The organism is Ralstonia sp. OTU4908, from assembly GCF_038440115.1.
Lineage (GTDB): Bacteria > Pseudomonadota > Gammaproteobacteria > Burkholderiales > Burkholderiaceae > Ralstonia > Ralstonia pickettii.
The window spans coordinates 60,970-83,693 of the sequence record NZ_JASATD010000002.1 but is presented as its reverse complement, the minus strand read 5'-3'; the positions used below and the strand labels follow the sequence as shown (position 1 = coordinate 83,693).

22 protein-coding genes are annotated in these 22,724 nt (G+C 62.7%); 19 read left to right on the top strand and 3 right to left on the bottom strand.

Features of this window, described 5'->3' with window-relative positions; translation table 11 throughout:
• Positions 1-57: 57 nt before the first annotated feature.
• The gene (locus AAHM38_RS02230; RefSeq protein ID WP_009238416.1) at positions 58-1,032 is read right to left on the bottom strand and encodes an NADPH:quinone oxidoreductase family protein; all 975 of its coding nucleotides are present in this window, start codon (positions 1,030-1,032) and stop codon (positions 58-60) included.
• Between the two features lie 211 nt (positions 1,033-1,243).
• On the opposite strand from AAHM38_RS02230, the gene surE reads away from it, so the two are divergent.
• The 4 genes from surE to rpoS are packed head-to-tail and all read left to right on the top strand — an operon-like array spanning position 1,244 to position 4,933.
• Entirely contained in the window at positions 1,244-1,999 is a 756-nt protein-coding gene (gene surE, locus AAHM38_RS02225; RefSeq protein ID WP_009238415.1) for a 5'/3'-nucleotidase SurE, read from the top strand.
• Between the two features lie 15 nt (positions 2,000-2,014).
• Complete coding sequence (locus tag AAHM38_RS02220; RefSeq protein WP_012761762.1) at positions 2,015-2,959, top strand: protein-L-isoaspartate(D-aspartate) O-methyltransferase; 945 nt, start codon at positions 2,015-2,017, stop codon at positions 2,957-2,959.
• A gap of 1 nt (position 2,960) precedes the next feature.
• Positions 2,961-3,788 (top strand): peptidoglycan DD-metalloendopeptidase family protein, encoded by an 828-nt coding sequence (locus AAHM38_RS02215; protein ID WP_004626287.1) that lies wholly within the window; start codon positions 2,961-2,963, stop codon positions 3,786-3,788.
• An 8-nt stretch (positions 3,789-3,796) separates the two neighbouring features.
• On the top strand, positions 3,797-4,933 hold the full coding sequence (gene rpoS / locus AAHM38_RS02210; RefSeq protein WP_012435315.1) for an RNA polymerase sigma factor RpoS: 1,137 nt from the start codon (positions 3,797-3,799) through the stop codon (positions 4,931-4,933).
• Positions 4,934-4,965: 32 nt separating this feature from the next.
• On the opposite strand, the gene AAHM38_RS02205 is transcribed toward rpoS, so the two are convergent.
• On the bottom strand, positions 4,966-5,829 hold the full coding sequence (locus AAHM38_RS02205) for an endonuclease/exonuclease/phosphatase family protein (protein WP_116574854.1): 864 nt from the start codon (positions 5,827-5,829) through the stop codon (positions 4,966-4,968).
• 160 nt (positions 5,830-5,989) lie between these two features.
• On the opposite strand from AAHM38_RS02205, the gene rlmD reads away from it, so the two are divergent.
• A complete protein-coding gene (rlmD, locus tag AAHM38_RS02200; RefSeq protein ID WP_037027398.1) occupies positions 5,990-7,342 on the top strand; it encodes a 23S rRNA (uracil(1939)-C(5))-methyltransferase RlmD in 1,353 nt (450 codons plus the stop codon).
• 94 nt (positions 7,343-7,436) lie between these two features.
• Here rlmD and AAHM38_RS02195 read toward each other — a convergent pair whose 3' ends face one another.
• The gene (locus tag AAHM38_RS02195; RefSeq protein WP_116574855.1) at positions 7,437-8,138 is read right to left on the bottom strand and encodes a Bax inhibitor-1/YccA family protein; all 702 of its coding nucleotides are present in this window, start codon (positions 8,136-8,138) and stop codon (positions 7,437-7,439) included.
• Positions 8,139-8,507: 369 nt separating this feature from the next.
• Here AAHM38_RS02195 and ndk point away from each other — a divergent pair, with 369 nt between their 5' ends.
• From ndk to AAHM38_RS02125, 14 genes are all read left to right on the top strand, one after another.
• Positions 8,508-8,933, top strand: a complete 426-nt coding sequence (ndk, locus tag AAHM38_RS02190) for a nucleoside-diphosphate kinase (RefSeq protein ID WP_004626298.1) — start codon at positions 8,508-8,510, stop codon at positions 8,931-8,933.
• Positions 8,934-8,975: 42 nt separating this feature from the next.
• Positions 8,976-10,127 (top strand): 23S rRNA (adenine(2503)-C(2))-methyltransferase RlmN, encoded by a 1,152-nt coding sequence (rlmN, locus tag AAHM38_RS02185; RefSeq protein WP_012761768.1) that lies wholly within the window; start codon positions 8,976-8,978, stop codon positions 10,125-10,127.
• Entirely contained in the window at positions 10,124-10,921 is a 798-nt protein-coding gene (gene pilW / locus AAHM38_RS02180; RefSeq protein WP_012761769.1) for a type IV pilus biogenesis/stability protein PilW, read from the top strand. Before rlmN ends, pilW begins: the two co-directional genes overlap by 4 nt.
• Positions 10,914-11,996, top strand: a complete 1,083-nt coding sequence (locus tag AAHM38_RS02175; protein ID WP_012761770.1) for a RodZ domain-containing protein — start codon at positions 10,914-10,916, stop codon at positions 11,994-11,996. The genes pilW and AAHM38_RS02175 overlap by 8 nt, the downstream gene beginning before the upstream one ends.
• Before the next feature lie 50 nt (positions 11,997-12,046).
• Positions 12,047-13,333, top strand: a complete 1,287-nt coding sequence (ispG, locus tag AAHM38_RS02170) for a flavodoxin-dependent (E)-4-hydroxy-3-methylbut-2-enyl-diphosphate synthase (RefSeq protein ID WP_116574856.1) — start codon at positions 12,047-12,049, stop codon at positions 13,331-13,333.
• Between the two features lie 97 nt (positions 13,334-13,430).
• A complete protein-coding gene (gene hisS / locus AAHM38_RS02165; protein ID WP_009238404.1) occupies positions 13,431-14,753 on the top strand; it encodes a histidine--tRNA ligase in 1,323 nt (440 codons plus the stop codon).
• 66 nt (positions 14,754-14,819) lie between these two features.
• Positions 14,820-15,455, top strand: a complete 636-nt coding sequence (locus AAHM38_RS02160; protein WP_012761772.1) for a YfgM family protein — start codon at positions 14,820-14,822, stop codon at positions 15,453-15,455.
• A 49-nt stretch (positions 15,456-15,504) separates the two neighbouring features.
• A complete protein-coding gene (gene bamB / locus AAHM38_RS02155) occupies positions 15,505-16,683 on the top strand; it encodes an outer membrane protein assembly factor BamB (RefSeq protein WP_012761773.1) in 1,179 nt (392 codons plus the stop codon).
• 194 nt (positions 16,684-16,877) lie between these two features.
• Positions 16,878-18,221, top strand: coding sequence for a ribosome biogenesis GTPase Der (der, locus tag AAHM38_RS02150; RefSeq protein ID WP_009238402.1), 1,344 nt, complete (start codon positions 16,878-16,880; stop codon positions 18,219-18,221).
• 299 nt (positions 18,222-18,520) lie between these two features.
• The gene (hfq, locus tag AAHM38_RS02145) at positions 18,521-18,760 is read left to right on the top strand and encodes an RNA chaperone Hfq (protein ID WP_004626316.1); all 240 of its coding nucleotides are present in this window, start codon (positions 18,521-18,523) and stop codon (positions 18,758-18,760) included.
• Between the two features lie 73 nt (positions 18,761-18,833).
• Complete coding sequence (hflX, locus tag AAHM38_RS02140) at positions 18,834-20,087, top strand: GTPase HflX (protein ID WP_116574857.1); 1,254 nt, start codon at positions 18,834-18,836, stop codon at positions 20,085-20,087.
• A gap of 55 nt (positions 20,088-20,142) precedes the next feature.
• Entirely contained in the window at positions 20,143-21,519 is a 1,377-nt protein-coding gene (gene hflK / locus AAHM38_RS02135; RefSeq protein WP_116574858.1) for an FtsH protease activity modulator HflK, read from the top strand.
• A gap of 12 nt (positions 21,520-21,531) precedes the next feature.
• Positions 21,532-22,446, top strand: coding sequence for a protease modulator HflC (gene hflC / locus AAHM38_RS02130; RefSeq protein ID WP_116574859.1), 915 nt, complete (start codon positions 21,532-21,534; stop codon positions 22,444-22,446).
• 76 nt (positions 22,447-22,522) lie between these two features.
• A complete protein-coding gene (locus AAHM38_RS02125) occupies positions 22,523-22,723 on the top strand; it encodes a DUF2065 domain-containing protein (RefSeq protein ID WP_027677621.1) in 201 nt (66 codons plus the stop codon).
• Position 22,724 lies beyond the last annotated feature (1 nt).

The window sequence follows — 22,724 nt, the reverse complement described above, 5'->3', positions numbered from 1 at the left end:
GAGAAAGCCGCGCAGGTTGATCGCCTGCGCGGCTTTTTTTGTCTGGCGCCTAAGTCTTTAAGGCTGGATCACCACCTTGCCCGTCACCTTGCGCGCCGCCATGTCCAGCAGCGCCTGCGTCGTCTGCTCCAGCGGATAGCGCGCAGAGATGTGCGGACGAATCTTACCCTCCTGCATCCAGCCGAGCATCTGCATCATGTTCGCCAAATTCGCCTTCGGCTCGCGGCGTGCGAATTCGCCCCAGAACACGCCAACCAGCGATGCGCCTTTCAGCAGTGCCAGGTTTAGCGGCATCTTGGGGATCTCGCCATTGGCAAAGCCGACCACGAGGTAGCGGCCACGCCAGGCGATCGAGCGGAATGCCGGCTCCGCGTAAATGCCCCCAACCGGGTCGTAGATCACGTCCGGGCCCTTGCCGTCGGTCAATTCCTTGATGCGCTCGCGCAGGTCTTCGGTAGAATAGTTGATGAGCGCATCAGCGCCGTGGTCCTTGCAGACCGCCAGCTTCTCGTCGCTCGATGCTGCGGCGATCACGCGTGCGCCGATCGCCTTGCCGATCTCGATGGCCGCCAGCCCGACGCCGCCCGCAGCGCCCAGCACCAGCATCGTCTCACCAGCCTTCAGTTGCCCGCGATCGACCACCGCGTGGTGCGACGTACCATACGTGAGCGTGAATGCCGCAGCGGTGTCGAACGCCATGCCCGGCGGCATCGGCATCACCACCTTGGCCGATGCCTTCACCTGTGAAGCAAACGCGCCCTGGCCAAGAAAGGCGATCACGTGGTCGCCGGCCTTGAGGTGCGACACGCCTTCGCCTACTGCATTGACCACGCCCGCGACTTCCGAGCCGGGGGTAAACGGCAGCTCCGGCTTGAACTGGTACTTATTCTGGATGATCAGCACGTCAGGAAAATTCACCCCCGCAGCCTTCACGTCGATCACGACTTCGCCCGCACCCGGCGAGAGATCCGGCAATGTTTCGATCACCAGCGATTCGGGCGGGCCCCAGGTCTTGCAGACGACGGCTTTCATCATGTGTCTCCTCAACAGTCTTGCGTTGGATTGTTCGCCATCTCGCATGCATTGCACGCGATCTCGTCTGCCAGTGTAACCGAATAAAAGCACGATCGTTCGATTTGACCGGCTGCGATGAAGCGTCCAGCCTGTCGATGCATATTTTGTAAGCGTGTAGAACGTGTGCCCAAGCACGATTCGCGAACGTTGCTCGGTTACAATCCGCGCCATGCATATTCTCATTGCCAACGACGACGGATACCTCGCCCCCGGGCTTGCAGCGCTGCACCGCGCGCTGAGCCCCCTCGGCCGCGTGACGGTGGTCGCACCAGAACAGAACCACAGCGGCGCGTCCAACTCGCTGACGCTGCAGCGTCCGCTTTCGGTGTTCGAGGCGACGGAAGGTGCCCAGAAGGGTTTTCGCTTCGTCAACGGCACGCCGACGGATTGCGTGCACATCGCGCTCACCGGCATGATCGAAGAGAAGCCCGATCTGGTCGTCTCCGGTATCAACCAGGGCCAGAACATGGGTGAAGACGTGCTGTATTCCGGCACGGTCGCCGCCGCCATCGAAGGTTACCTGTTCGGTATTCCGTCGATTGCGTTCTCGCAGGCCGACAAGGGCTGGACGCACCTCGACGCCGCCGAGCGCGTTGCCCGCGAGGTGGTCGAGCGCTATCTGTCCGATCCGCTGGACGGGCCGGTCCTGCTGAACGTCAACATCCCGAATCTGCCGTACGCCGAGCTGGCAGGTTGGCGTGCGACGCGTCTGGGCAAGCGGCATCAGTCGCAGCCGGTGATCCGCCAAGCCAATCCACGCGGCGAGCCGATCTTCTGGGTCGGTGCCGCCGGCGATGCAAAAGACGCCAGCGAGGGCACCGATTTTCACGCCGTTGCGCACGGCTTCGTCTCGCTGACGCCGCTGCAGCTCGATCTGACCGATACAGCCCAACTGCGCACGGTGCGCCGCTGGCAGACACCATGATCGGCCGGGTGGCTCATGTCTGAACGCCCGCGCGACCGGCGCTTCCCGTTGACGCTCGATGCAGTGGTCGAGCGTAAGCCGGCGGAGCCCCAGCGTAAAACGCGAATCTCGTCCGGGGTAAGCGCAGTCTCACGCCCCACGCCGGTGCGTGCGGCATCCGTGGAGCGCGCGTCGCCCGCTGCCGCCCCCGCACCTGCGCCGCAACGCGTGGCGGGGGTCGACGCTGCGGTCGGCGCCGTCGCTGCGAGCGCCGTGCAGGCACGCACGGCGGCAGCGCATGCGGCGGCGGGCGGCATGGCGTCGGACCGCGCGCGTCAGACATTGGTTGGCCGTGTGCAAGGAGGGGGCGTGAGTGACAAGCGCGTGCTCGCTGCAATCGGCACCGTGCCACGCCATCTGTTTGTCGATGCCGGCCTGGCGTCGCAGGCGTATGAAGACTCCGCATTGCCGATTGGTCATCAGCAAACGATCTCGAAGCCGTCAGTGGTCGGGCGGATGATCGAGTTGTTGTTGAATGGACGGTCGCGCCGCACCGGCATGCCGCTCGCGCGCGTGCTGGAAATCGGTACGGGCTGTGGCTACCAGGCAGCTGTTCTGGCGCAACTGGCGGATGAGGTGTACTCGATCGAGCGCGTTCGCCCGCTGCATGAAAAAGCCAAAGCGAACTTGCGGCCACTCCGCGTGCCAAACATCCGCCTGCACTATGGCGACGGCATGCTCGGGCTGCCGAAGGCCGCGCCGTTCGACGCCATCATCCTGGCGGCAGCGGGGCTGGAGGTGCCGCAGGCGCTGCTCGACCAGCTGACCGTCGGCGGCCGGCTGATCGCCCCCGTTGCCACCGACCGCAACAGCGGTCCGGCGCAGCAGCTCGTTCTCATTGAGCGCCGCAGCCGCTTCGAGTTTCACAGTACCGCGCTTGAAGGCGTTTTCTTTGTCCCGTTAAAATCAGGAACTGTTTAGCATGTTCATTTCCCGGAGCTCCATGAACCGTCCAAGCCCCGCACGCGCAGGCCGGCTCGCCGTGGCGATGGTGTCGGCCGCACTACTGGCGGCTTGCGCATCCTCCGGCAACCAGGCCCCTGTTCTCGACCGCACCTCGCGTGCAGGCAACACTGGCACCGTGTCGCAAGAGCCGCCGCCCCCCGGCTACTATCGTGTCAAGCGTGGCGATACCTTGTACAGCATCGCATTGCGTAACGGCCAGGCGCCGCGAGACCTGGTAGCCTGGAACAATATCGCCAACCCGAACCAGATCGAAGTCGATCAGTTGTTGCGCGTTGTACCGCCGAACGCGGATGTCAGCAGCACTGGGGCCGTCGTTACGCCGGTTCGCCCGACCAATACAACTACGCAGCCAGTCGATTCCATCGCGGTCACGCCGCCGCCCACTGCGTCGTCCAGCGCTCCTGCCGGGGCAAGCGACAGTGCAATCTCGCTGGGCTGGCCGGCACGCGGCTCACTCATCAACCGTTTCGATGACAAGAGCAACAAGGGCATCGACATTGGCGGCAAACGTGGCGATGCGGTGGTCGCTGCTGACGATGGAAAAGTGATCCACGTTGGACCCTTGCGTGGGTACGGGAATCTTGTCATCATCAAACACAACGACACGTTCCTGACCGCCTACGGCAACAACGACAAGGTTCTGGTCACCGAGCAATCCACGGTCAAGAAAGGGCAGAAGATCGCCGAAATGGGCAGTACCGATGCGGATCGCGTGAAGCTTCATTTTGAAGTGCGCCGCAACGGTAAGCCGGTCGATCCGATGCGCTACTTGCCGCCTCAATAGAGGAATGCATGCCGCGCCAGAAAGCCGCCACGCCCGTCACCCCAGCCGATGACAACATCGACGCTGCTGTAGAGGGCCAGCGCACCCCAAACGGGCGCGCTGGGCGGCGTGCGCGCGGTGCGGCGCAGCCTCCTGCTGAAGAGATCGAAGTCGTCGATGCGCTTGTCGACGACCTCCCTGTTGCCGATTCCGCCGATCTGAACGACACGTCCGACAGTGCTGACGAGTCGGACGAAGAAGAGGAGGAGGGCGAAGAGGCCGAGGAGGCCGCACCCGAGGAAGATTTCCGCAAGGTGCTGCAGGCCGAGCTGGCCGCCGACACTGTTCAGCACTATCTCAATCGCATCAGCATCAAGCCGCTCCTGACGCCAGCAGAAGAACTGCATTTTTCGACGCTGGCCAAGGCCGGCGAATTCGCAGCGCGCCAGGTCATGATCGAGCGCAACCTTCGCCTGGTCGTGAGTATCGCCAAGGGTTATTTGAACCGCGGTGTGCCGCTGCTCGATCTGATCGAGGAGGGCAACCTGGGTCTAATGCACGCGATCGAAAAGTTCGATCCGGAACGCGGGTTCCGCTTCTCGACGTATGCAACGTGGTGGATCCGCCAAAGCATCGAGCGCGCGATCATGAATCAGGCGCGCACCGTCCGTTTGCCGGTGCATGTGATTCGCGAGCTCAATCAGGTGCTGCGCGCTAAGCGCCATCTGGAAAAGAGCGGCGTGGATGGCCGAGACGCAAGCCTTGAAGACATCGCCCACCTGCTTGGCAAGACCACGGAGGAAGTGCAGGACGTGCTCTCGCTCAACGAGCACACGACTTCGCTGGATACGCCGTTCGATCTTGATCCGGGCACGAGCCTGCTCGACTTCCTATCGGACGAGCATGGCGCATCGCCGGATCAGGAAGTGGCCCATCGCGAGCTGTCGCAGTTGATGAAGTCGTGGCTCGCACGCTTGTCCGACAAGCATCGCTATGTGGTCGAGCGCCGCTTTGGCCTCAACTACATCGAACCAGCGACGCTGGAAGAACTGGCCGCCGAGATGGGTTTGACGCGCGAACGCGTGCGGCAGATCCAGCAGGAAGCCCTGGTCAAGCTAAAGCGCCATTTCGCCTCTCAGGGCGTACGCAAGGACGCGGTGCTGTAAGGCGCCACTGTCCCTTCTTTCGTTCCCCTTTTTCAGTCGTTCCGCAGCTCCAGCAGCATCGGTTGATGATCCGATGCCTGTGTAGCGCTGTTGATTTCCAGGCGCAGCACACGCGGTTTCAGTGGCTCGCTAATCAGCATGAAATCGCACGCGTAGGCTGGTTCAGTCCAGTCAGCGCGGTCGTAGACACCGAAGGTCGGCGGCTGCGGCGTTGCGCCGTGCGCAATCTCCCACGCATCATGCAAAGCGGGTTCGCGAGCGAATGGCGCGGTGGCCAAGCGCTTGGGCATGGAATCCGCCTTGCAGTTGAAATCACCGCAGATGATGGTTGCCTTGGTCTGCGCGAGCGGCCGGAAAGGGCCCGCTTCGGGTTCTGCGCCAAGCGTGGCTGGTTGATTCGCTCGCGCGCAACCTTCCGTGTGGATGGCTCGCAGCGCATCGATTTGCGCCACACGTTGCAGCTCCGAGTAGTACTCCAGATGCGTGGTGACGATGCGCAAGGCACCAAACGCCGCCTGCACGATCGCCTCAATGGCCATGCGCGGCATGTACGGTGTGGTATCCGGCGGACAGGGCAATGCATGGCGCTGGATGTAATGCACGGGCAGGCGGGTGGCAATGGCGTTGCCGAAGCGCTGCACATGCGCGCCGTTGTGGCGCTCCAGCGCGAAGCCGCCGATGACGGTGTACTCGCTGCCAAGCGCGTCGGCGAGCTCGCTCCATTGGTCCGCGCCCGGTTGCCCCGGCAGATCGCTGAAGCCGGAGGTGACTTCCTGCAGGCACAGCACATCGAATTCGGCCATCTCCCGCGCTTGCTTGAGTTGGCGCGCGAGGCTGACGTGCCCGTCGGCGCCACGGCCCCACTGGATATTCCACGTCAGGATGACGGTGCCCATGCTGGTCCTCCGGTGTCTTACAATGCCGCCCTTGCCCTCATTTTGCCCAGGCTCGCTCGTGTCTCAAGCTGCACCCAACGTCACGCCTTCCTCTTCTGCTCCAGCAACGGTCGCGCCGAATACGCCGCCGGCCAAGCCTCGTGGCCGCCGCAAGCCAGAATTGCCCGTGGCCGGTCCGCTCGACATCGTCTCGCTGGATGGCGAGGCGCGCGGCATCGGCCGTTTGACCAACGAGGACGGCACGCCGGGGAAGGTTGTGTTCGTGGAAGGCGCGTTGCCGGGGGAGCGGGTCATGTACCGCAGTCACCGCGTAAAGCCGTCGTACGAGCAAGCGAGTGTCGTCAACATTCTGCGCCAGTCTGCTTCACGCGTGACGCCGCAGTGCAAGTTCTTTGGCGTGTGCGGTGGCTGCTCGATGCAGCATCTGGATTCGCGCGCACAGGTTGCGATCAAGCAGCGCGTGCTGGAAGACGACCTGTGGCATCTCGCCAAGCTGCGTCCGGACGTGGTGTTCCGGCCAATTGCCGGCCCGGATTGGGGCTACCGCTATCGCGCGCGTTTGACCGTGCGCCATGTTGCCGCCAAAGGCGGCGTACTGGTGGGTTTTCACGAGCGCAAGAGCAGCTATGTGGCGGACATGACGTCGTGCGAGGTGTTGCCGCCGCACGTGTCCGCGCTGCTGGTTCCGTTGCGCGAATTGGTGGGCCGCCTGTCGATCGTACAACGTATGCCGCAGATCGAACTGGCGGTCGGCCAGGATGTAACCGCGCTGGTGTTGCGCAACCTAGAGCCGATTACCGCTGAGGATGAGGCGGAGCTGCGTGCTTTCGCCGATCATCACAACATCCAGTTCTGGCTGCAGCCGAAGGGCCCGGATACGGTCTATCCGTTCTATCCGCTCGATCGCACGCTGACGTACACGTTGCCCGAGTTCGGCATCACCATGCCGTTCAAGCCGACGGATTTCACGCAGGTCAATCACCAGATCAACCGGGTGCTGATGTCGCGCGCGCTGAAACTGCTCGACGCGCAGCCGGGCGATCGGCTGCTCGACCTGTTCTGCGGTATCGGCAATTTCACGCTGCCGATGGCAACGCGTGCGCGCGAAGTCATGGGCATTGAAGGCAGCGAGGCGTTGACCACGCGTGCGCTCGCCAACGCGCAGCACAACGGCTTGGACGCGAAGACGAAGTTCGCTTGTCGCAACCTGTTTGAAGTGACTGCTGACGATATCGCCGCGTTGGGCAAGTTTGATCGCTGGCTGGTCGATCCGCCGCGCGAAGGCGCACTGGCTGTGTCGAAGGCGCTGGCCGAGCTGTCGCAGCGCGGCGGTGAGGAGGCGGATTTGCTGCCGAAGCGCATCGTCTATGTGTCGTGCAATCCTGCGACGTTGGCGCGCGACGCGGGCTTGCTGGTGCACGAGGCAGGCTACCGACTGGCGGGTGCGGGCGTGGTGAACATGTTCCCGCACACGTCGCATGTCGAGTCGATGGCGGTGTTCGAGCGCGACTGATCTGAGCGATTCCGCGTCTCACGGACAAAGAAAAACCGGCGCACCAGGCGCCGGTTTTTTTTTCGCTGCGCTGTTGCCAGCGTGCTGTGCGTGCTTAGTTACGATTCCCGCCGAAGATGCCCAGGATCGCCAGCAGGTTCGTGAAGATGTTGTAGACGTCGAGGTAGATCGCCAGGGTGGCGGTCACGTAGTTGGTCTCGCCGCCGTTCACGATGCGCTGTACGTCGAACAGGATGTAGGCAGAGAAGATCGCGATGGCCAGCACCGAGATCGTCAGCATCATCGCCGGCAATTGCAGCCAGATATTGGCCACCGAGCCAACGATCAGCACCAGCACGCCCATGAACAGCCACTTACCCAGGCCCGAGAAATCGCGCTTGCTGACCGTGGCGACCGTCGCCATCACACCGAAGATGATCGCCGTGCCGCCGAACGCCGTCATGACGAGCGACGCACCGTTCGAGAAGCCCAGAATCATGCCGATCAGCCGCGACAGCATCAGCCCCATGAAGAACGTGAAGCCGAGCAGCAGCGCCACGCCCAGGCCGCTGTTCTTGAAGCGCTCAATGGCGTAGAAGAAGCCAAAGGCCACTGCCATGAAGATGACGAAACCCATCAGCGGGTTACGTCCCATCAGGTTGAATCCGGTGGCGACACCAATCCACGCACCGAGGATGGTGGGGATCATGGAAAGCGCGAGCAGCCAATAGGTATTGCGCAGCACACGGTTGCGGACGGCCAACGCGCCGGCGGTGCCGGAAGCGCCAAAACCGTACGTGTTGAGTTGGTTGTCCATGCGAACTCCTTGGGTGAATGACATTGCAGACAATGTGACGACACAGCGAATGTGGCATCCAAAGTTGGCTTTTGCAAGCCGCATCGTCCTTTGCTTGGAGGGCCAGCATGCCACGCGGTTCCGGCGGCGGGAGGGCAATCGGGACGGAAAATGCCCTTCGGACGTGACTTTTCGTGCTCTCGATAAGGGGATGCTAAGCCGTGTTCATCGGGCTGGAAGGCTGCTCGGCGGGAAGTGACTGTGCCGCCTCCCGCCGCGGCCACCGCGCGTCACATCCGGTTGCACCGCTTGACATCCAATCCGGTTGCCTCCCGTGTTAGAATTTAACGTTTATCTTTCACGTAACACCTTCATTTTTTGGAGTTTTTGATGGCGCTCGAACGCACTTTGTCGATTATCAAACCGGATGCCGTGGCCAAGAATGTCATCGGCCAGATCTACGCCCGCTTCGAAGGTGCCGGCCTGAAGATCGTCGCAGCCAAGATGATCCACCTGTCGCGCGCTGAAGCCGAACAGTTCTACGCTGTGCACAAGGAGCGCCCGTTCTTCAAGGACCTGGTGGACTTCATGATCTCGGGCCCGGTGATGGTGCAGGCGCTGGAAGGCGAAAACGCAATCGCCAAGAACCGTGACCTGATGGGCGCAACCGATCCGAAGAAGGCTGAGAAGGGCACGATCCGCGCCGACTTCGCTGACAGCATCGACGCCAACGCCGTGCATGGTTCGGACGCAGCTGAAACGGCTGCCGTGGAAGTAGCCTTCTTCTTCCCGGGCCTGAACATTTACAGCCGCTAAGCGTCAACACTAGACTGGGGTTGTGGTTTCGGGTTGCAAGTCATGAGCGATGTGGTGAATCTCCTCGATTTCGACGCACACGGCCTTCTCGCGTACTGCGAGAGCCTGGGTGAGAAGTCGTTTCGCGCCAAGCAGTTGCAGCGCTGGATTCATCAGTCGGGCGCGTCCGATTTTGGCGAGATGACCGATCTCGCCAAGTCGCTGCGCGAAAAGCTTGCGACCCGCGCCAACATCCAGGCGCCGGCGGTCATTACCGATCACCTTTCGTCGGATGGCACGCGCAAGTGGCTGGTCGACGTGGGGCAGGGCAATGCCGTCGAGACGGTCTACATCCCCGAAGAGACGCGCGGCACGTTGTGCGTATCGTCTCAGGCGGGGTGTGCCGTCAACTGCCGGTTCTGTTCGACCGGCAAGCAGGGTTTCTCGCGCAATCTGAGCACTGGCGAGATCATCGGTCAGCTCTGGATGGCGGAATTCGCTATGCGCAAACAGCTCGGCCGTGGTCCGAAAGACGACCGCGTCATCACCAATGTGGTCATGATGGGCATGGGCGAGCCGCTGCTGAATTACGACGCCGTGGTGCCCGCTCTGGCGCTGATGCTGGACGACAACGCGTATGGCCTTTCACGCCGTCGCGTAACGGTATCCACCTCCGGCGTCGTGCCGATGATGGACCGTCTTGCGCGCGATGTGCCTGTGGCACTTGCCGTGTCGCTGCATGCATCCAATGATGCGCTGCGTGACGTGCTCGTGCCGCTCAACAAGAAGTACCCGCTGGCCGAACTGATGGCTGCTTGCCGCCGCTATCTCGAGTTCGCGCCGCGCGATTTCATCACCTTTGAATACTGCATGCTGGATGGTGTCAATGACACCGTCGAGCATGCCCGTGAACTGCTGCGCGTCGTGGCCGACGTGCCGTGCAAGTTCAACCTGATCCCCTTCAACCCGTTTCCGGAATCGGGCTTGAAGCGCTCGAACAATGAGCAGATCCGCCGCTTCTCGCAAGTGCTGCTGGATGCCGGCATCGTCACCACCATCCGCAAGACGCGGGGCGATGACATCGATGCGGCTTGCGGTCAGCTCGCCGGTGAGGTCAAAGATCGCACACGCCTGGCCGAGCGCGGGAAGTTCGGCAAGATCGTCGAGATCCCGGTGGTCGGGGCCGACTCCACTCACCGCATGGGTACCGCATGAAGCGTTGGTCGACTGCTGTCAGTCTGGTCTTTATGCTGGCAGCCGCCGGGTGCGCATTGTCGCCGCCGGTCCAGACTCAGACACGAGAAGTGACAACCGTCCCCGAACAAAAGGCCGACGTCGGTCGTCGGGCGGCGATCCGATTGCAACTCGCGACGCAATACCTGGAAGCCGGCCAGAGTGCGACAGCGCTTGAGGAAATCAAGAATGCCATCGCGATCGATCCGAGCGTCCCGAACGCGTATCACATTCGCGCGCTGGCTTACATGAACCTGGGCCAACGCGAGCAGGCGGATGAGAGTTTTCGCAGCGCTCTGGCAGCAACGCCGCAAGATGGAGACCTGCTGAACAACTACGGCTGGTTCCTGTGCTCGCAAGGCGGCAAGCCGGATCAAGGCATGGCGATGCTGCGCCAGGCCATTGAGGCGCCGGCCGCCGGCAGCCCCGCCAAACCGTGGACGAACCTGGGCGTTTGCCAGATGCGTCAGGGCGATCTGGAGGGCGCGGAGAAGAGCCTGACGCGCGCTACCTACATCGACGCAAACAATTCGCTGACCAACCTGACATTGGCGCAGCTGTACTACAAACGCCGCGAATATTCGCGTGCCATGCCGTTTATCGAGCGTGTGAATGGCCGCGGCAATCCGACGGCAGAAAGCCTATGGCTGGGCGCGCGCATCGCGCGGCGCCTCGGCGACACTTCGCAGCAGAACGCATGGAGCGCGCAATTGCAGCGCCGCTTCCCCAATGCGCCCGAAGAGGCGGCATTCGAACGAGGAGCCTGGGATGACTGACCGCGACGTGGCAAGCGCTGCCGATTTTTCTCATGGCGCGGCGCCTGTCTCGAATCCGCCTGCCGCCCCTTCGTCGGAGCGCGACGATGCGCTGCGCGAGATTGCCGAACGCCTGCGTGCCGGCCGTGAGCGTCAACGGCTGACTGTCGACGATCTGGCCACGCGCCTGAAGGTGGCGCCGGGCAAGTTGTTGGCGGTGGAATCGGCGGATGTCAGTGCGTTGCCTGACATGACGTTCACCAAGGGCCTCATCCGCGCCTATGCGCGCGCCCTGCAGGTCGATGTCGATGACCAGCTTGCGCGTTTGAACGCGCGTGCGCCGATCACCAACATCGGCTTGCGTCCCGAGGGCGGGCTGGGTGAATCGTTTTCGGACAAGCCGAGTTTCGCCAAGCGTCGCGGCGGCAATGGCCGCTGGCTGATTGGTGCGCTAGTTGCGGTGATTGTGGCGGCCGGTGCGCTGGCCGGTATGGACCGTCTGAAGCAATGGTTCGCTACGCAAACGGCAGCGACGCAGAACACCGAATCCACCGCGAAGGAGGCGCCGGCTGCGGAGCAAACCGCGCCCGCGCAAGTGGCTCCAGCAACTGAGCAGGCTCCGTCCGAGACGCCGGCCGCTTCGATGCCGACACCGCTGACGCCTGTTAGACCGGCCGCTCCGGCCTCGGGTGTGGTGACTGCGCCGTTGGCGCCGCCGCCTACGCTGCCGCGTTCAGACAACGGTGCCGTTCCGGCGCCCGCCGTAGCGGCTGCGGGTGGCAAGCCGGCTGTCATCAACGTCGAGGGTCCGGCCGCTGCTCTGCCGACAGAAGCTGCCAAGCCGGCTGAATCGGGCGGCGGTTCGGTCTCGGTGCGCTTCTCCGGTTCGTCCTGGTACGAGATCAAGGACAAGACCGGCAAGACGCTCGCCAGCGGCATTTCGAAGGAAGGCGACGCGCGTGATCTGACCGGCACGCCACCGTTCAAGGTCGTCTTCGGCAATGCAGAAGCCGTTGAATCGCTGGCCGTGGGTGGCGCGACCGTCGATCTGCAGAAGTACGCCCGCAATCGCGTGGCACGGGCCACGTTGCCCTGAACCGTCTTGTAATTGGCGCGGTGCCTGTAGGCAGTGCGCCCTGTCTGATCATGGAAATCTCCACACCTCTCGATTGCGCTCCAGCCTTGGTGGGCCCGCTGCCGCGCCGGAACTCGCGCGCCGCGCAAATCCGCTGGGGTGATCGTGTTGTGCACGTCGGTGGCGACGCGCCGGTCTGCGTGCAATCGATGACGAATACCGACACGTCGGACGCCATCGGTACCGCAATCCAGGTAAAGGAACTGGCGCGAGCCGGCTCTGAGTTGGTGCGCATCACAGTGGATACCCCGGCTGCTGCGGCCGCGGTGCCGGCCATCCGAGAGCAGCTCGACCGCATGGGTGTGGATGTGCCGCTGGTCGGCGATTTCCATTACAACGGCCACAAGCTGCTGCAGGACTATCCGGAGTGCGCGCAGGCGCTATCCAAGTACCGGATCAACCCGGGCAACGTCGGGCAAGGTGCCAAGCGCGACATGCAGTTTGCGCAGATGATCGAGATCGCCTGCCGCTACGACAAGCCGGTGCGTATCGGGGTGAACTGGGGCAGCCTTGACCAAGATCTGCTTGCGCGCATCATGGACGAGAACGCGCAACGTGCAACCCCCTGGGATGCCCGCGCCGTGATGGTCGAGGCGCTGATCACCTCCGCGATCCAGTCCGCGCAGAAGGCTGAAGAACTGGGCTTGCCAGGCAGCCAGATCATCCTGTCGTGCAAGGTGTCGGCGGTGCAGGATCTGATTGCTGTGTACCGCGAGCTGGCGCGTCGCTGCAATTACGCGCTGCACCTGGGCCTGACCGAGGCCGGCATGGGGAGCAAGGGTATCGTCGCTTCCACGGCGGCGTTGTCAGTGCTGCTGCAGGAAGGCATCGGCGACACGATCCGCATTTCGCTCACGCCGGAACCGGGTGCGCCGCGCGAGAAGGAAGTCATCGTCGCGCAAGAGATTCTGCAGACCATGGGCCTGCGCAATTTCACGCCCATGGTGATCGCGTGCCCGGGTTGTGGGCGCACGACCAGCACGGTGTTCCAGGAACTCGCGGCGCGCATCCAGTCGTATTTGCGCGAGCAGATGCCGGTGTGGAAGGAGCAGTACCCCGGCGTCGAAGAGATGAATGTGGCCGTGATGGGCTGCATCGTCAACGGCCCCGGAGAGAGCAAGCACGCCAATATCGGCATTTCGCTGCCAGGCACGGGCGAGTCGCCGGCGGCGCCGGTTTTCGTTGATGGCGTGAAGGTGAAAACGTTGCGCGGCGAGCGCATCACAGAAGAATTCCAGGCGATCGTCGACGAGTACGTGCGGACGCATTACGGCGCACAGACTCCGGCGGCGGTCTAAAGCGACATCAGGCTTCGGAATCCAAAGCCGAAGCACGAAACGACCGGCCGGCCTTGCATGAAGGTAGATGCGAGAAGCCGGCTTTCAACGTGACATCATGAGCGATACACAAAAACAACGCGTGCAGAAGATCGCTGGCGTCAAAGGCATGAACGACTTGCTGCCTGCTGACGCCCCGCTGTGGGAGCACTTTGATAACGCCGTGCGCAGCATGCTGCGCGCCTATGGCTACCAGCAGATTCGCACGCCGATCGTAGAGCAGACGCAATTGTTTGTGCGTGGCATCGGCGAGGTGACGGACATCGTCGAGAAAGAGATGTACACCTTCACCGATGCGTTGAACGGCGAACAACTGACCATGCGCCCCGAAGGCACCGCTGCCGCTGTGCGCGCCGTGATCGAGCACAACCTGCTGTACGACGGCCCGAAGCGCCTGTGGTACACCGGCCCGATGTTCCGTCACGAGCGTCCGCAGCGCGGTCGCTATCGCCAGTTCCATCAGGTGGGCGTAGAAGCGCTGGGCTTTGCGGGCCCGGACATCGACGCAGAAGTCATCCTGATGTGCCAGCGGCTGTGGGACGACCTCGGCCTGGTCGGCCTTAAGCTGGAGCTGAACTCGCTCGGTCAGGCGGAAGAGCGCGCTGCACACCGCGCCGATCTCATCAAATATCTGGAAGGCTTCCAGGACATTCTGGATGAGGACGGCAAGCGCCGCCTGTACAGCAATCCGCTGCGCGTGCTCGACACCAAGAACCCGGCGCTGCAGGACATGGCCGCAGGCGCGCCCAAGCTGATCGACTACCTGGGCGACGAATCGCGCGCGCACTTTGAGGGCGTGCAAAAGCTCCTCAAGGCGAACAACATTCCGTTCACCATCAATCCGCGTCTGGTGCGGGGGCTGGACTACTACAACCTCACCGTCTTCGAGTGGACGACGGACAAGCTGGGCGCGCAGGGCACTGTGGCCGGTGGCGGCCGCTATGACCCGCTGATCGAGCAGATCGGTGGCAAGCCAGCCCCCGCATGCGGTTGGGCGATGGGTGTCGAGCGCATCATTGAACTGCTGCGTGAAGAAAAGCTCGAGCCAGAAGCACAAGGCTGTGACGTCTATATCGTCCACCAGGGAGACGAGGCACAGGTGCAGGCGCTGATCGCGGCAGAGCGCCTGCGCGATGCCGGCCTCGACGTCATCCTGCACGCCTCGCCGGAAGGCCGCAACGGTAGCTTCAAGTCGCAGTTCAAGCGCGCTGACGCAAGTGGCGCCTCCTATGCGGTTATCATTGGCGACGATGAAGTCACCCAAGGCGTCGCCCAGATCAAGCCGCTGCGGGGCGATCCGACCGCGGATGCCCAGCAGACCGTGCCGTCGGACCAACTGGTCGACCGCCTGATCGACGCCCTGGTGGCCAATAACGACTAACAGCGGGCAGCTGACCTCGGCAGCGAACAACCGCGATTCACTCCCAATATTCAAGCTCTGCAAAGCATGGCCTACGATCTCGAAGAACAGGAACAAATTGAGAGCCTCAAGCACTGGTGGCGTGATAACGGCAACGTAGTCACATGGGTCGCCATCGTGGTGCTGCTGGCTGTGGCCGGTTGGTTTGGCTGGAAGAACTGGCAGCGCAAGCAGGCCGGCGAAGCGTCCGTGCTGTACGAGCAGGTACAGAAGGCCGTTGATGGCAAGGATGCTGAGAAGATCAAGCGCGCCGCCACTGACATGGAAGACAAGTTCGGCGGCACGGCTTACGCGCAGATGACCGCGCTGGCCGCAGCCAAGGCGCTGTACGAAGCCAACGATGTGGCCAGCGCCAAGGCGCAGCTGCAATGGACGGTTGATCATGCGCGCGACGACGAATACAAGGCGCTCGCCAAGCTGCGCCTGGCTGGCCTTCTGCTCGATGAGAAAGCCTACGATCAGGGCATCGCGCTAGTCTCCGGCGACGTTGCGCCGGCGTTCGCCGGGCTTTACGCCGATCGTCGCGGCGATCTGCTGGCCGCGCAGAACAAGAACGAAGAAGCCCGCGCTGCCTACAAGCTGGCGTTGGAAAAGTTCGGTCCGGCTGACGCTTCGGCGCGCCAGATCGTGCAGTTCAAGCTGGATGCCCTGGGCGGCGCCTGATTGGCGCACCCTCGTGCAGTTCAACGCATAACAAAAGGATCCCGATTTCATGATTCACGCACTTGAGCAGGGTGGTGTCGCGCGCGGTATTGCACAGGCGGCGCGCGTGGCAGTGCTGGCACTGGCAGCGACGGCTGTCCTTGGCGGTTGCTCGCTGTTCAGCAGCAAGAACAAGCATGAGCCGGCCAAGCTGATGGAGGTTCAGCAAGTGCTGGCAGTGCGTCAGGTGTGGAGCGTCAGCGTCGGCAAGAGCGGCCGCTACGTGATGCAGCCGGCGGTGGCGGGCAACAACGTCTACGTGTCGGCCGCCGGCGGTACTGTGACCGCCCTGGATGGCGCGACCGGCCGCACGGTCTGGCAAGGCAAGGCGGACGTGGACCTGACCACTGGCCCCGGCAGCGACGGCACCCTGACCGCGGTGGCGGGTGAGAAGGGCGCGGTCATCGCTTTCGACGAAAAGGGCGCGCAGAAGTGGAAGGTCGCCGTTAACGGTGAAGTCCTGACGGCGCCGCTGGTTGGGCAGGGATTGGTGATCGTCCGCACGACGGATGGTCGCGTCCTGGGTCTGGACCCCAGCAACGGCGAACGCAAGTGGATCTATCAGCGTTCTCCCTCGGCGCTGAACCTGCGCAGCAGTCTGCCGATGATTTTTGCCGGCGATAACATCATCCTGGGGTTTGCCGGTGGCAAGCTGGGTGCGCTGTCGGCCAGCAATGGCGCGCTGCGCTGGGAAGCTGCCGTGTCGTATCCGCGTGGCGTATCGGAAATCGAGCGGCTGAACGATGTGACCGGTGCGCCGTCGGTCAACGGTTCGCAAGTCTGCGCAGCCAGTTTCCAAGGTCGCGTGGCGTGTTTTGATATGAGCACTGGCGCCCCGCGCTGGGGTCGTGATTTCTCGTCGCCGACCGGCGTGACGCAAGATGATGGCGGGTTGTTCGCCGCTGACGAGAAGTCGGTTGTCTACGGCTTTAACGCACAAAACGGTGCCGACCTCTGGAAAAACGACGCGCTGCTATGGCGCGACCTCGGTACGCCGCTGGCGTTTGGCCGTGCGGTCATCGTGGGCGATTCCGAAGGTTGGCTGCATTTCCTGTCGCGCGATGATGGCAAGTTCGTCGCGCGCGTGAAAACCGACGGCAGCGCCATTGGCGCAGCACCTGTGGTGGTCGGCCAGACACTCGTCGTCCAAACCCGCGGCGGCGGTGTCTACGGCTATCTGCCGAAGTAACATTCGCGGCCGCGGCCGGGTGGTTTGCGGCGGCACACACATCACATCGGGGCGGCTGAGCCGCCTCGAACTTGCGCCCGCGTACTCCGCGGGCGTCTTGCATCTGTGTCACCAGGCATTCAGCCGTGCAGATGCCAACCGCAGTTGCAACAATCAGAATTTGCCGTGGCGCTATTCGCGTGCGGCACACAAGCATGAAACCAGTCATTGCCCTTGTAGGGCGGCCGAATGTCGGCAAATCGACCCTCTTCAACCGTCTGACGCGCTCGCGTGACGCGTTGGTTGCGGATATTCCGGGCCTGACGCGCGATCGCCACTACGGCGAAGGCCGGGTCGGCGACCGTCCGTTCATCGCCATCGATACCGGCGGCTTCGAACCCGTTGCCAAGGAAGGCATCGTGGCTGAGATGGCCAAGCAGACGCGCCAGGCCGTGGTTGAAGCCGATGTCGTGATCTTCATCGTCGATGGCCGCCTGGGACTGGCGCCGCAGGATCGCGTGATCGCCGATTACCTGCGCAAAACCGGGCGCCGCATCCTGCTCGCCGTCAACAAGGCCGAGGGCATGCGCTACACCGCCGTCGCCAGCGATTTCTACGAGCTTGGTTTGGGCGATCCGGCTGCCATATCGGCCGCGCACGGCGACGGAGTCAATGATTTGGTGGCGGAGGCGCTCGACTTGGCATTTGCCGAGCGCCCCGAGCTTGCCGAGGCAGCCGACGCGCACGACCACGGTACCCGTATCGCCATCGTTGGCCGTCCGAACGTGGGCAAGTCGACGCTGGTGAACGCCCTGATCGGCGAAGAGCGCGTGATCGCGTTCGACATGCCGGGCACGACGCGCGATGCCATCTACGTGGACTTCGAGCGTAACGGCAAACCTTACACGCTTATCGATACGGCGGGCTTGCGCAAGCGTGGCAAGGTGTTCGAGGCGATTGAGAAGTTCTCGGTGGTGAAGACGCTGCAATCCATTGCAGATGCCAACGTGGTCGTGCTGATCCTCGATGCGCAGCAGGATATTTCCGATCAGGACGCGCATATCGCCGGCTTCATCGTCGAATCCGGCCGCGCGCTGGTAATCGGTGTGAACAAGTGGGATGGCCTGACCGGGCATGCCCGCGATCGCATCAAGCACGATATGGAGCGCAAGCTTCAGTTCCTGTCGTTCGCCAACGTGCATTACATTTCCGCCAAGGAGCGCACTGGCATTGGCGCGCTGATGAAGTCCGTGGACGCCGCCTATGCTGCCGCCATGGTCAAGCTGCCCACGCCGAAGCTCACGCGCGTGCTGATGGAGGCGGTCGAGTACCAGCAGCCGCGACGCGCAGGCGTTTCACGCCCCAAGCTGCGCTACGCGCACCAGGGCGGTTCCAACCCGCCGATCGTGGTGATTCACGGCAATGCGCTGTCGAATATTCCCGAGACCTATCGCCGCTACTTGGAGGGGCGTTTCCGCGAGGCCTTCCAACTGAAGGGCACACCGCTGCGGATCGAATTTCGTACGAACAAAAACCCGTACTCCCAATCGAACGACTGAGCGCCGCGCGGGCGGTGCTCGACGGCGGGAGCGTGTGACGCGGGGCAGTCGAACGGAGGATGACCAAAAAGGCCGAGCCATTTCATATGGCGGGGTCTTCGGTTTTCCGTTTGCTTTCCCTGATTTCTAAGGCTAAATTCTCGAGACATGGCGCTTGGTGTCTACAAATCCAGGCGCCATTGGCGTCATTTGGACGCGTCTGGCCGACTCTTTTGACGAACTTTTTTTGCGTCGCCTGCTTGAACCCGGGCTTCCTAGCCCCATAACCCACCACTAAACCTATAAATCTGGAGTGTGCCATGAGCAACAAAGGGCAATTGCTACAAGACCCGTTTCTGAATGCGCTGCGTAAGGAGCATGTGCCGGTGTCGATCTACCTCGTCAACGGTATCAAGCTGCAAGGCAACATCGAGTCGTTCGACCAATACGTCGTGCTCCTGCGTAACACCGTGACGCAGATGGTGTACAAGCACGCAATCTCCACCGTGGTGCCGGCCCGTGCCGTGAATTTCCGCGTGGACGAAGCGCCTGACGCCTGATTCTGCCTCGCTCCCGCCGCCTTCCGCGCGGCGGGACGCACCCACCCCGTTTCTCCCTTCTCTATTCCCCCGTTTGGCATCCCATCCCACCTCCAGCTCGGAGCCGACGCGCGCCATTTTGGTCGCCGTCGATTTCGGCAAACACGATTTTCAGGAAAGTTTGAGCGAACTGGCCCTGCTGGCCTCCACCGCCGGTTCTGAACCGGTGCGTGCGGTCACGGGCAAGCGTTCCAGGCCCGACGCTGCGTTGTTCATCGGTGCTGGCAAGGCCGAAGAGGTGAAGATCGCCGCAGATGAGGAAGATGCGGAGATCGTCATCTTCAACCACGCGCTCAGCCCGGCTCAGCAGCGTAACCTCGAGCGCTTTTTCGGGCGCCACGTGGTGGACCGGACCGGACTCATCCTCGACATCTTCAGCCAGCGCGCGCAAAGCCACGTCGGTAAGGTGCAGGTCGAGCTTGCACGCGTGCGGTACCAGGCTGCCCGTCTTGTCCGGGCATGGAGTCACTTGGAGCGCCAGAAGGGCGGTGTCGGCCTGCGCGGCGGCCCGGGCGAGCGTCAGCTCGAGCTGGATCGCCGGATGCTCGATGAGCGCGCCAAGCGTCTGTCGTCCGAGTTGGACAAACTCCAACGTCAACATGACACGCAGCGCCGTTCGCGCAGCCGCAACGACGCTTTTTCCGTCTCGTTGGTCGGCTATACCAACGCCGGCAAATCGACACTGTTCAATGCGCTGACCAAGGCGCGCGCGTACGCTGCCAATCAGCTGTTTGCCACGCTGGACACCACCTCTCGCCGGCTGTACCTCGAGGGGCTGGGCAATGTGGTCCTGTCGGATACGGTGGGATTTATCCGTGATTTGCCGACGCAGCTGGTGGCCGCCTTCCGCGCCACGTTGGAAGAAACCGTGCACGCCGACGTGCTGCTGCACGTGGTGGACGCCGCCAGCACCGTCAAGCACGAGCAGATGGAGCAGGTCGATCGCGTGCTGGATGAAATCAACGCCAGCGGCATCCCCCAGATTCTGGTGATGAACAAGATCGACGCGGCGGAGGAGCTGCGCGTCGCTGGCCCGCGTATCGAGCGCGACGAGACCGGTGCCGTGCGGCGCGTGTTCGTTTCCGCCATCGAAGGGACCGGGCTCGATCTGTTGCGCGAAGCCCTGGTCGAGACCGCGATCCGCCTGCGTGAGCACCCCGCGTCGCATGGCGGCGATTTCGATCCGCGCTTCGACACGCGCCGCGATTTGCTGCCGGAGCACCGTGACGAACTGTCGCAAAGCTTGCCGAGCAGCGGTTCTTCCGCCAAAGGTGACGAAGAGGGCTGATAGAATGGCCCGTTACTTCTTCGCAGTCAGACAATCAGGACAAGCCCGACCGCTCATGCCCGAGATTTCGACCCAGTCTTCTTCCATGGCCTCGCCGCGTTCGGCGCGAGGTTTGTGGCACCGCTTGCGCGTGCTGCTTTCGCTGAATGATCCCCGGTGGGGCCGCGGCGATGACAACAACGCCGAGCGCGAAGACAAAGATGAGCCGAAGCGCCAAAGCAAGCCGCCCCAGGATGGCCCGCCCGACCTTGACGAGCTGTGGCGCGACTTCAATCGCCGTCTGAACAACCTGTTCGGCCGCAAGGATAGCGGTAACGGTAACGACGGTCCCACGCCGCTGCGTCCCGGTAGCAGCCGAGGTGGCTCGGGGCTGGGCGTCGGCGTGCTGCTGGCGGTGCTGGTGGGCCTGTGGCTGGCCAGCGGTTTCTTTATCGTGCAGGAAGGCCAGACAGGCGTGATCCTGCAGTTCGGTCGCTTCAAGTATCTGGCAACGCCCGGTATCAATTGGCGTCTGCCGTATCCGATCGAGTCGCACGAAATCGTGAACCTGTCGGGCGTGCGCACGCTTGAAATTGGTCGGACGACCCAGATCAAGGACACGAACCTCAAAGACTCCTCGATGCTCACGCAGGACGAGAACATCGTCGACGTGCGCTTCTCGGTTCAGTACAACATTGCCAATCCGGTCGATTACCTGTTCTACAACCGTACGGACCGCGGCGGCGATGAAGAATTGGTGACACAGGCGGCCGAGACGTCGGTGCGCGAGATCGTTGGCCGCAACAAGATGGACGCGGTGCTGTACGAAGGGCGCGATGCGGTTGGCCGAAATCTCGCGGAATCGATTCAACGAATCCTGTCGGCTTACAAGACCGGCATCCGCATCCTCAGCGTCAACGTGCAGAGCGTGCAGCCGCCGGAGCAGGTGCAGGCCGCGTTCGATGATGTGACCAAGGCGGGCCAGGATCGCGAGCGTGCCATCTCCGAAGGTCAGGCTTACGCCAATGACGTGGTGCCGCGCGCCAAGGGTACGGCCGCCCGTCTGGGTGAAGAGGCGCAAGGCTACAAGGCACGTGTTATCGCACGGGCGGAGGGTGATGCGGCCCGCTTTGCCTCGGTGCAACGCGAATATGCGAAGGCGCCGCAGGTTACGCGCGATCGCATTTATCTGGAAACCATGCAGGACATTTACTCCAACTCGACCAAGGTCATGGTCGACCAGAGCAATGGCAGCCTGTTGTATTTGCCGCTGGACAAGCTGATCGCGCAAACGCAGGGCGACACCTCCCGCCCGGCAGCGGCGCCTGGCGCCTCAGCGCAGGACAGCGGTTCTGCGCAGGGCGTACCGACTCCCTCCAATCCGTCACCGGCCAATGACGCAGACTCGCGCTCGCGCGAAGCACTGCGCAACCGTGACCGTGATTCGCGCTAACAGGAGGGCACTATGAATCGTCTGATTTCTGCCTTCGTGGCGCTGGTCATTGCCCTGGCGGTGTTTTCGTCGGTGGTGTTCGTGGTGGATCAACGGCAGTACGCCGTGGTGTTCGCCTTTGGTGAGATCAAGCAGGTCATCAAGGAGCCGGGGCTGCACTTCAAGCTTCCGCCGCCGCTGCAGAACGTTGTGTTCATGGATAAGCGCCTGCAGACCATCGATGTCGCCGGCGCCGATCGTTTCATCACGGCGGAGAAGAAGAACCTGCTGGTCGACTGGTTCGTGAAGTGGCGCGTGTCCGATCCGCGTCTCTTCTACGTGAGCTTCAAAGGCGATAACCGCCTTGCGCAGGACAGCATGACGCAGAAGATCAACTCTATCGCCCGCGATGAGTTTGCACGCCGCACAGTGTCCGATGTGGTCTCGACCGATCGTGAAGCCGTGATGCAGAGCATCCTCAAAGGCGTGCAGGAGTATGGCAAGTCCGTCGGCGTAGACATCATCGACGTGCGCCTGAAGCGTGTCGATCTGCTGGCCAGCGTGACGGAATCCGTCTATCGCCGCATGGAGGCCGAGCGTAAGCGCGTGGCCAACGAGCTGCGATCGACAGGTGCCGCCGAGGGCGAAAAGATCCGCGCCGATGCCGATCGTCAGCGCGAAGTCGTCCTCGCCGATGCCTACCGCGATGCACAGAAGATCAAGGGTGAGGGCGACGCCCGCGCCGCAGATATTTATGCCGATGCATTTGGCCGCGATCCGCAGTTCGCCGCCTTCTGGCGCTCCATGGAAGCGTATCGCGCGTCGTTCCGTGATCGGAAGGACGTGATGGTGCTGCACCCGAACAACGATTTCTTCAAATACATGCGCAGCCCGAACGGCGGCAACTCCGCGGCGGCACCGGCAGCCCAGACGGGGCGCCATCGCTAGTACAATGTGTCGCTGATCATTTGAGGCGGACAGACCCCGGCTTGCCGGGGTTTTGTTCGTTCGCCAACCGCATCCCATGGAAGAGTCACTCCCCAACGTTTTGCTCGCAGCGTGCGCGCTGGTGCTCGTATTCGAGGGCATTCTGCCGTTCGTGGCGCCGCAGGCCTGGCGACGCGCGTTCCAGACGCTGACTGATCTGCCCGACGAAAAGCTTCGCGTGATCGGCCTGGTGTCGATGGCGATTGGACTGATCCTCCTGCGGTTGCTGCATCGCTAGC

Excerpts from the sequence above, each read along its gene's own strand:
- surE (WP_009238415.1), top strand. The coding sequence starts at position 1,244 with ATGCATATTCTCATTGCCAACGACGACGGATACCTCGCCCCCGGGCTT.
- AAHM38_RS02215 (WP_004626287.1), top strand. The coding sequence starts at position 2,961 with ATGTTCATTTCCCGGAGCTCCATGAACCGTCCAAGCCCCGCACGCGCA.
- hisS (WP_009238404.1), top strand. The coding sequence starts at position 13,431 with ATGAGCGATACACAAAAACAACGCGTGCAGAAGATCGCTGGCGTCAAA.
- ndk (WP_004626298.1), top strand. The coding sequence starts at position 8,508 with ATGGCGCTCGAACGCACTTTGTCGATTATCAAACCGGATGCCGTGGCC.
- AAHM38_RS02125 (WP_027677621.1), top strand. The coding sequence starts at position 22,523 with ATGGAAGAGTCACTCCCCAACGTTTTGCTCGCAGCGTGCGCGCTGGTG.
- bamB (WP_012761773.1), top strand. The coding sequence starts at position 15,505 with ATGATTCACGCACTTGAGCAGGGTGGTGTCGCGCGCGGTATTGCACAG.
- AAHM38_RS02220 (WP_012761762.1), top strand. The coding sequence starts at position 2,015 with ATGTCTGAACGCCCGCGCGACCGGCGCTTCCCGTTGACGCTCGATGCA.
- der (WP_009238402.1), top strand. The coding sequence starts at position 16,878 with ATGAAACCAGTCATTGCCCTTGTAGGGCGGCCGAATGTCGGCAAATCG.
- AAHM38_RS02160 (WP_012761772.1), top strand. The coding sequence starts at position 14,820 with ATGGCCTACGATCTCGAAGAACAGGAACAAATTGAGAGCCTCAAGCAC.
- ispG (WP_116574856.1), top strand. The coding sequence starts at position 12,047 with ATGGAAATCTCCACACCTCTCGATTGCGCTCCAGCCTTGGTGGGCCCG.
- hflK (WP_116574858.1), top strand. The coding sequence starts at position 20,143 with ATGCCCGAGATTTCGACCCAGTCTTCTTCCATGGCCTCGCCGCGTTCG.
- rlmN (WP_012761768.1), top strand. The coding sequence starts at position 8,976 with ATGAGCGATGTGGTGAATCTCCTCGATTTCGACGCACACGGCCTTCTC.
- pilW (WP_012761769.1), top strand. The coding sequence starts at position 10,124 with ATGAAGCGTTGGTCGACTGCTGTCAGTCTGGTCTTTATGCTGGCAGCC.
- AAHM38_RS02175 (WP_012761770.1), top strand. The coding sequence starts at position 10,914 with ATGACTGACCGCGACGTGGCAAGCGCTGCCGATTTTTCTCATGGCGCG.
- rpoS (WP_012435315.1), top strand. The coding sequence starts at position 3,797 with ATGCCGCGCCAGAAAGCCGCCACGCCCGTCACCCCAGCCGATGACAAC.
- AAHM38_RS02205 (WP_116574854.1), bottom strand. The coding sequence starts at position 5,829 with ATGGGCACCGTCATCCTGACGTGGAATATCCAGTGGGGCCGTGGCGCC.
- hflC (WP_116574859.1), top strand. The coding sequence starts at position 21,532 with ATGAATCGTCTGATTTCTGCCTTCGTGGCGCTGGTCATTGCCCTGGCG.
- AAHM38_RS02230 (WP_009238416.1), bottom strand. The coding sequence starts at position 1,032 with ATGAAAGCCGTCGTCTGCAAGACCTGGGGCCCGCCCGAATCGCTGGTG.
- hfq (WP_004626316.1), top strand. The coding sequence starts at position 18,521 with ATGAGCAACAAAGGGCAATTGCTACAAGACCCGTTTCTGAATGCGCTG.
- AAHM38_RS02195 (WP_116574855.1), bottom strand. The coding sequence starts at position 8,138 with ATGGACAACCAACTCAACACGTACGGTTTTGGCGCTTCCGGCACCGCC.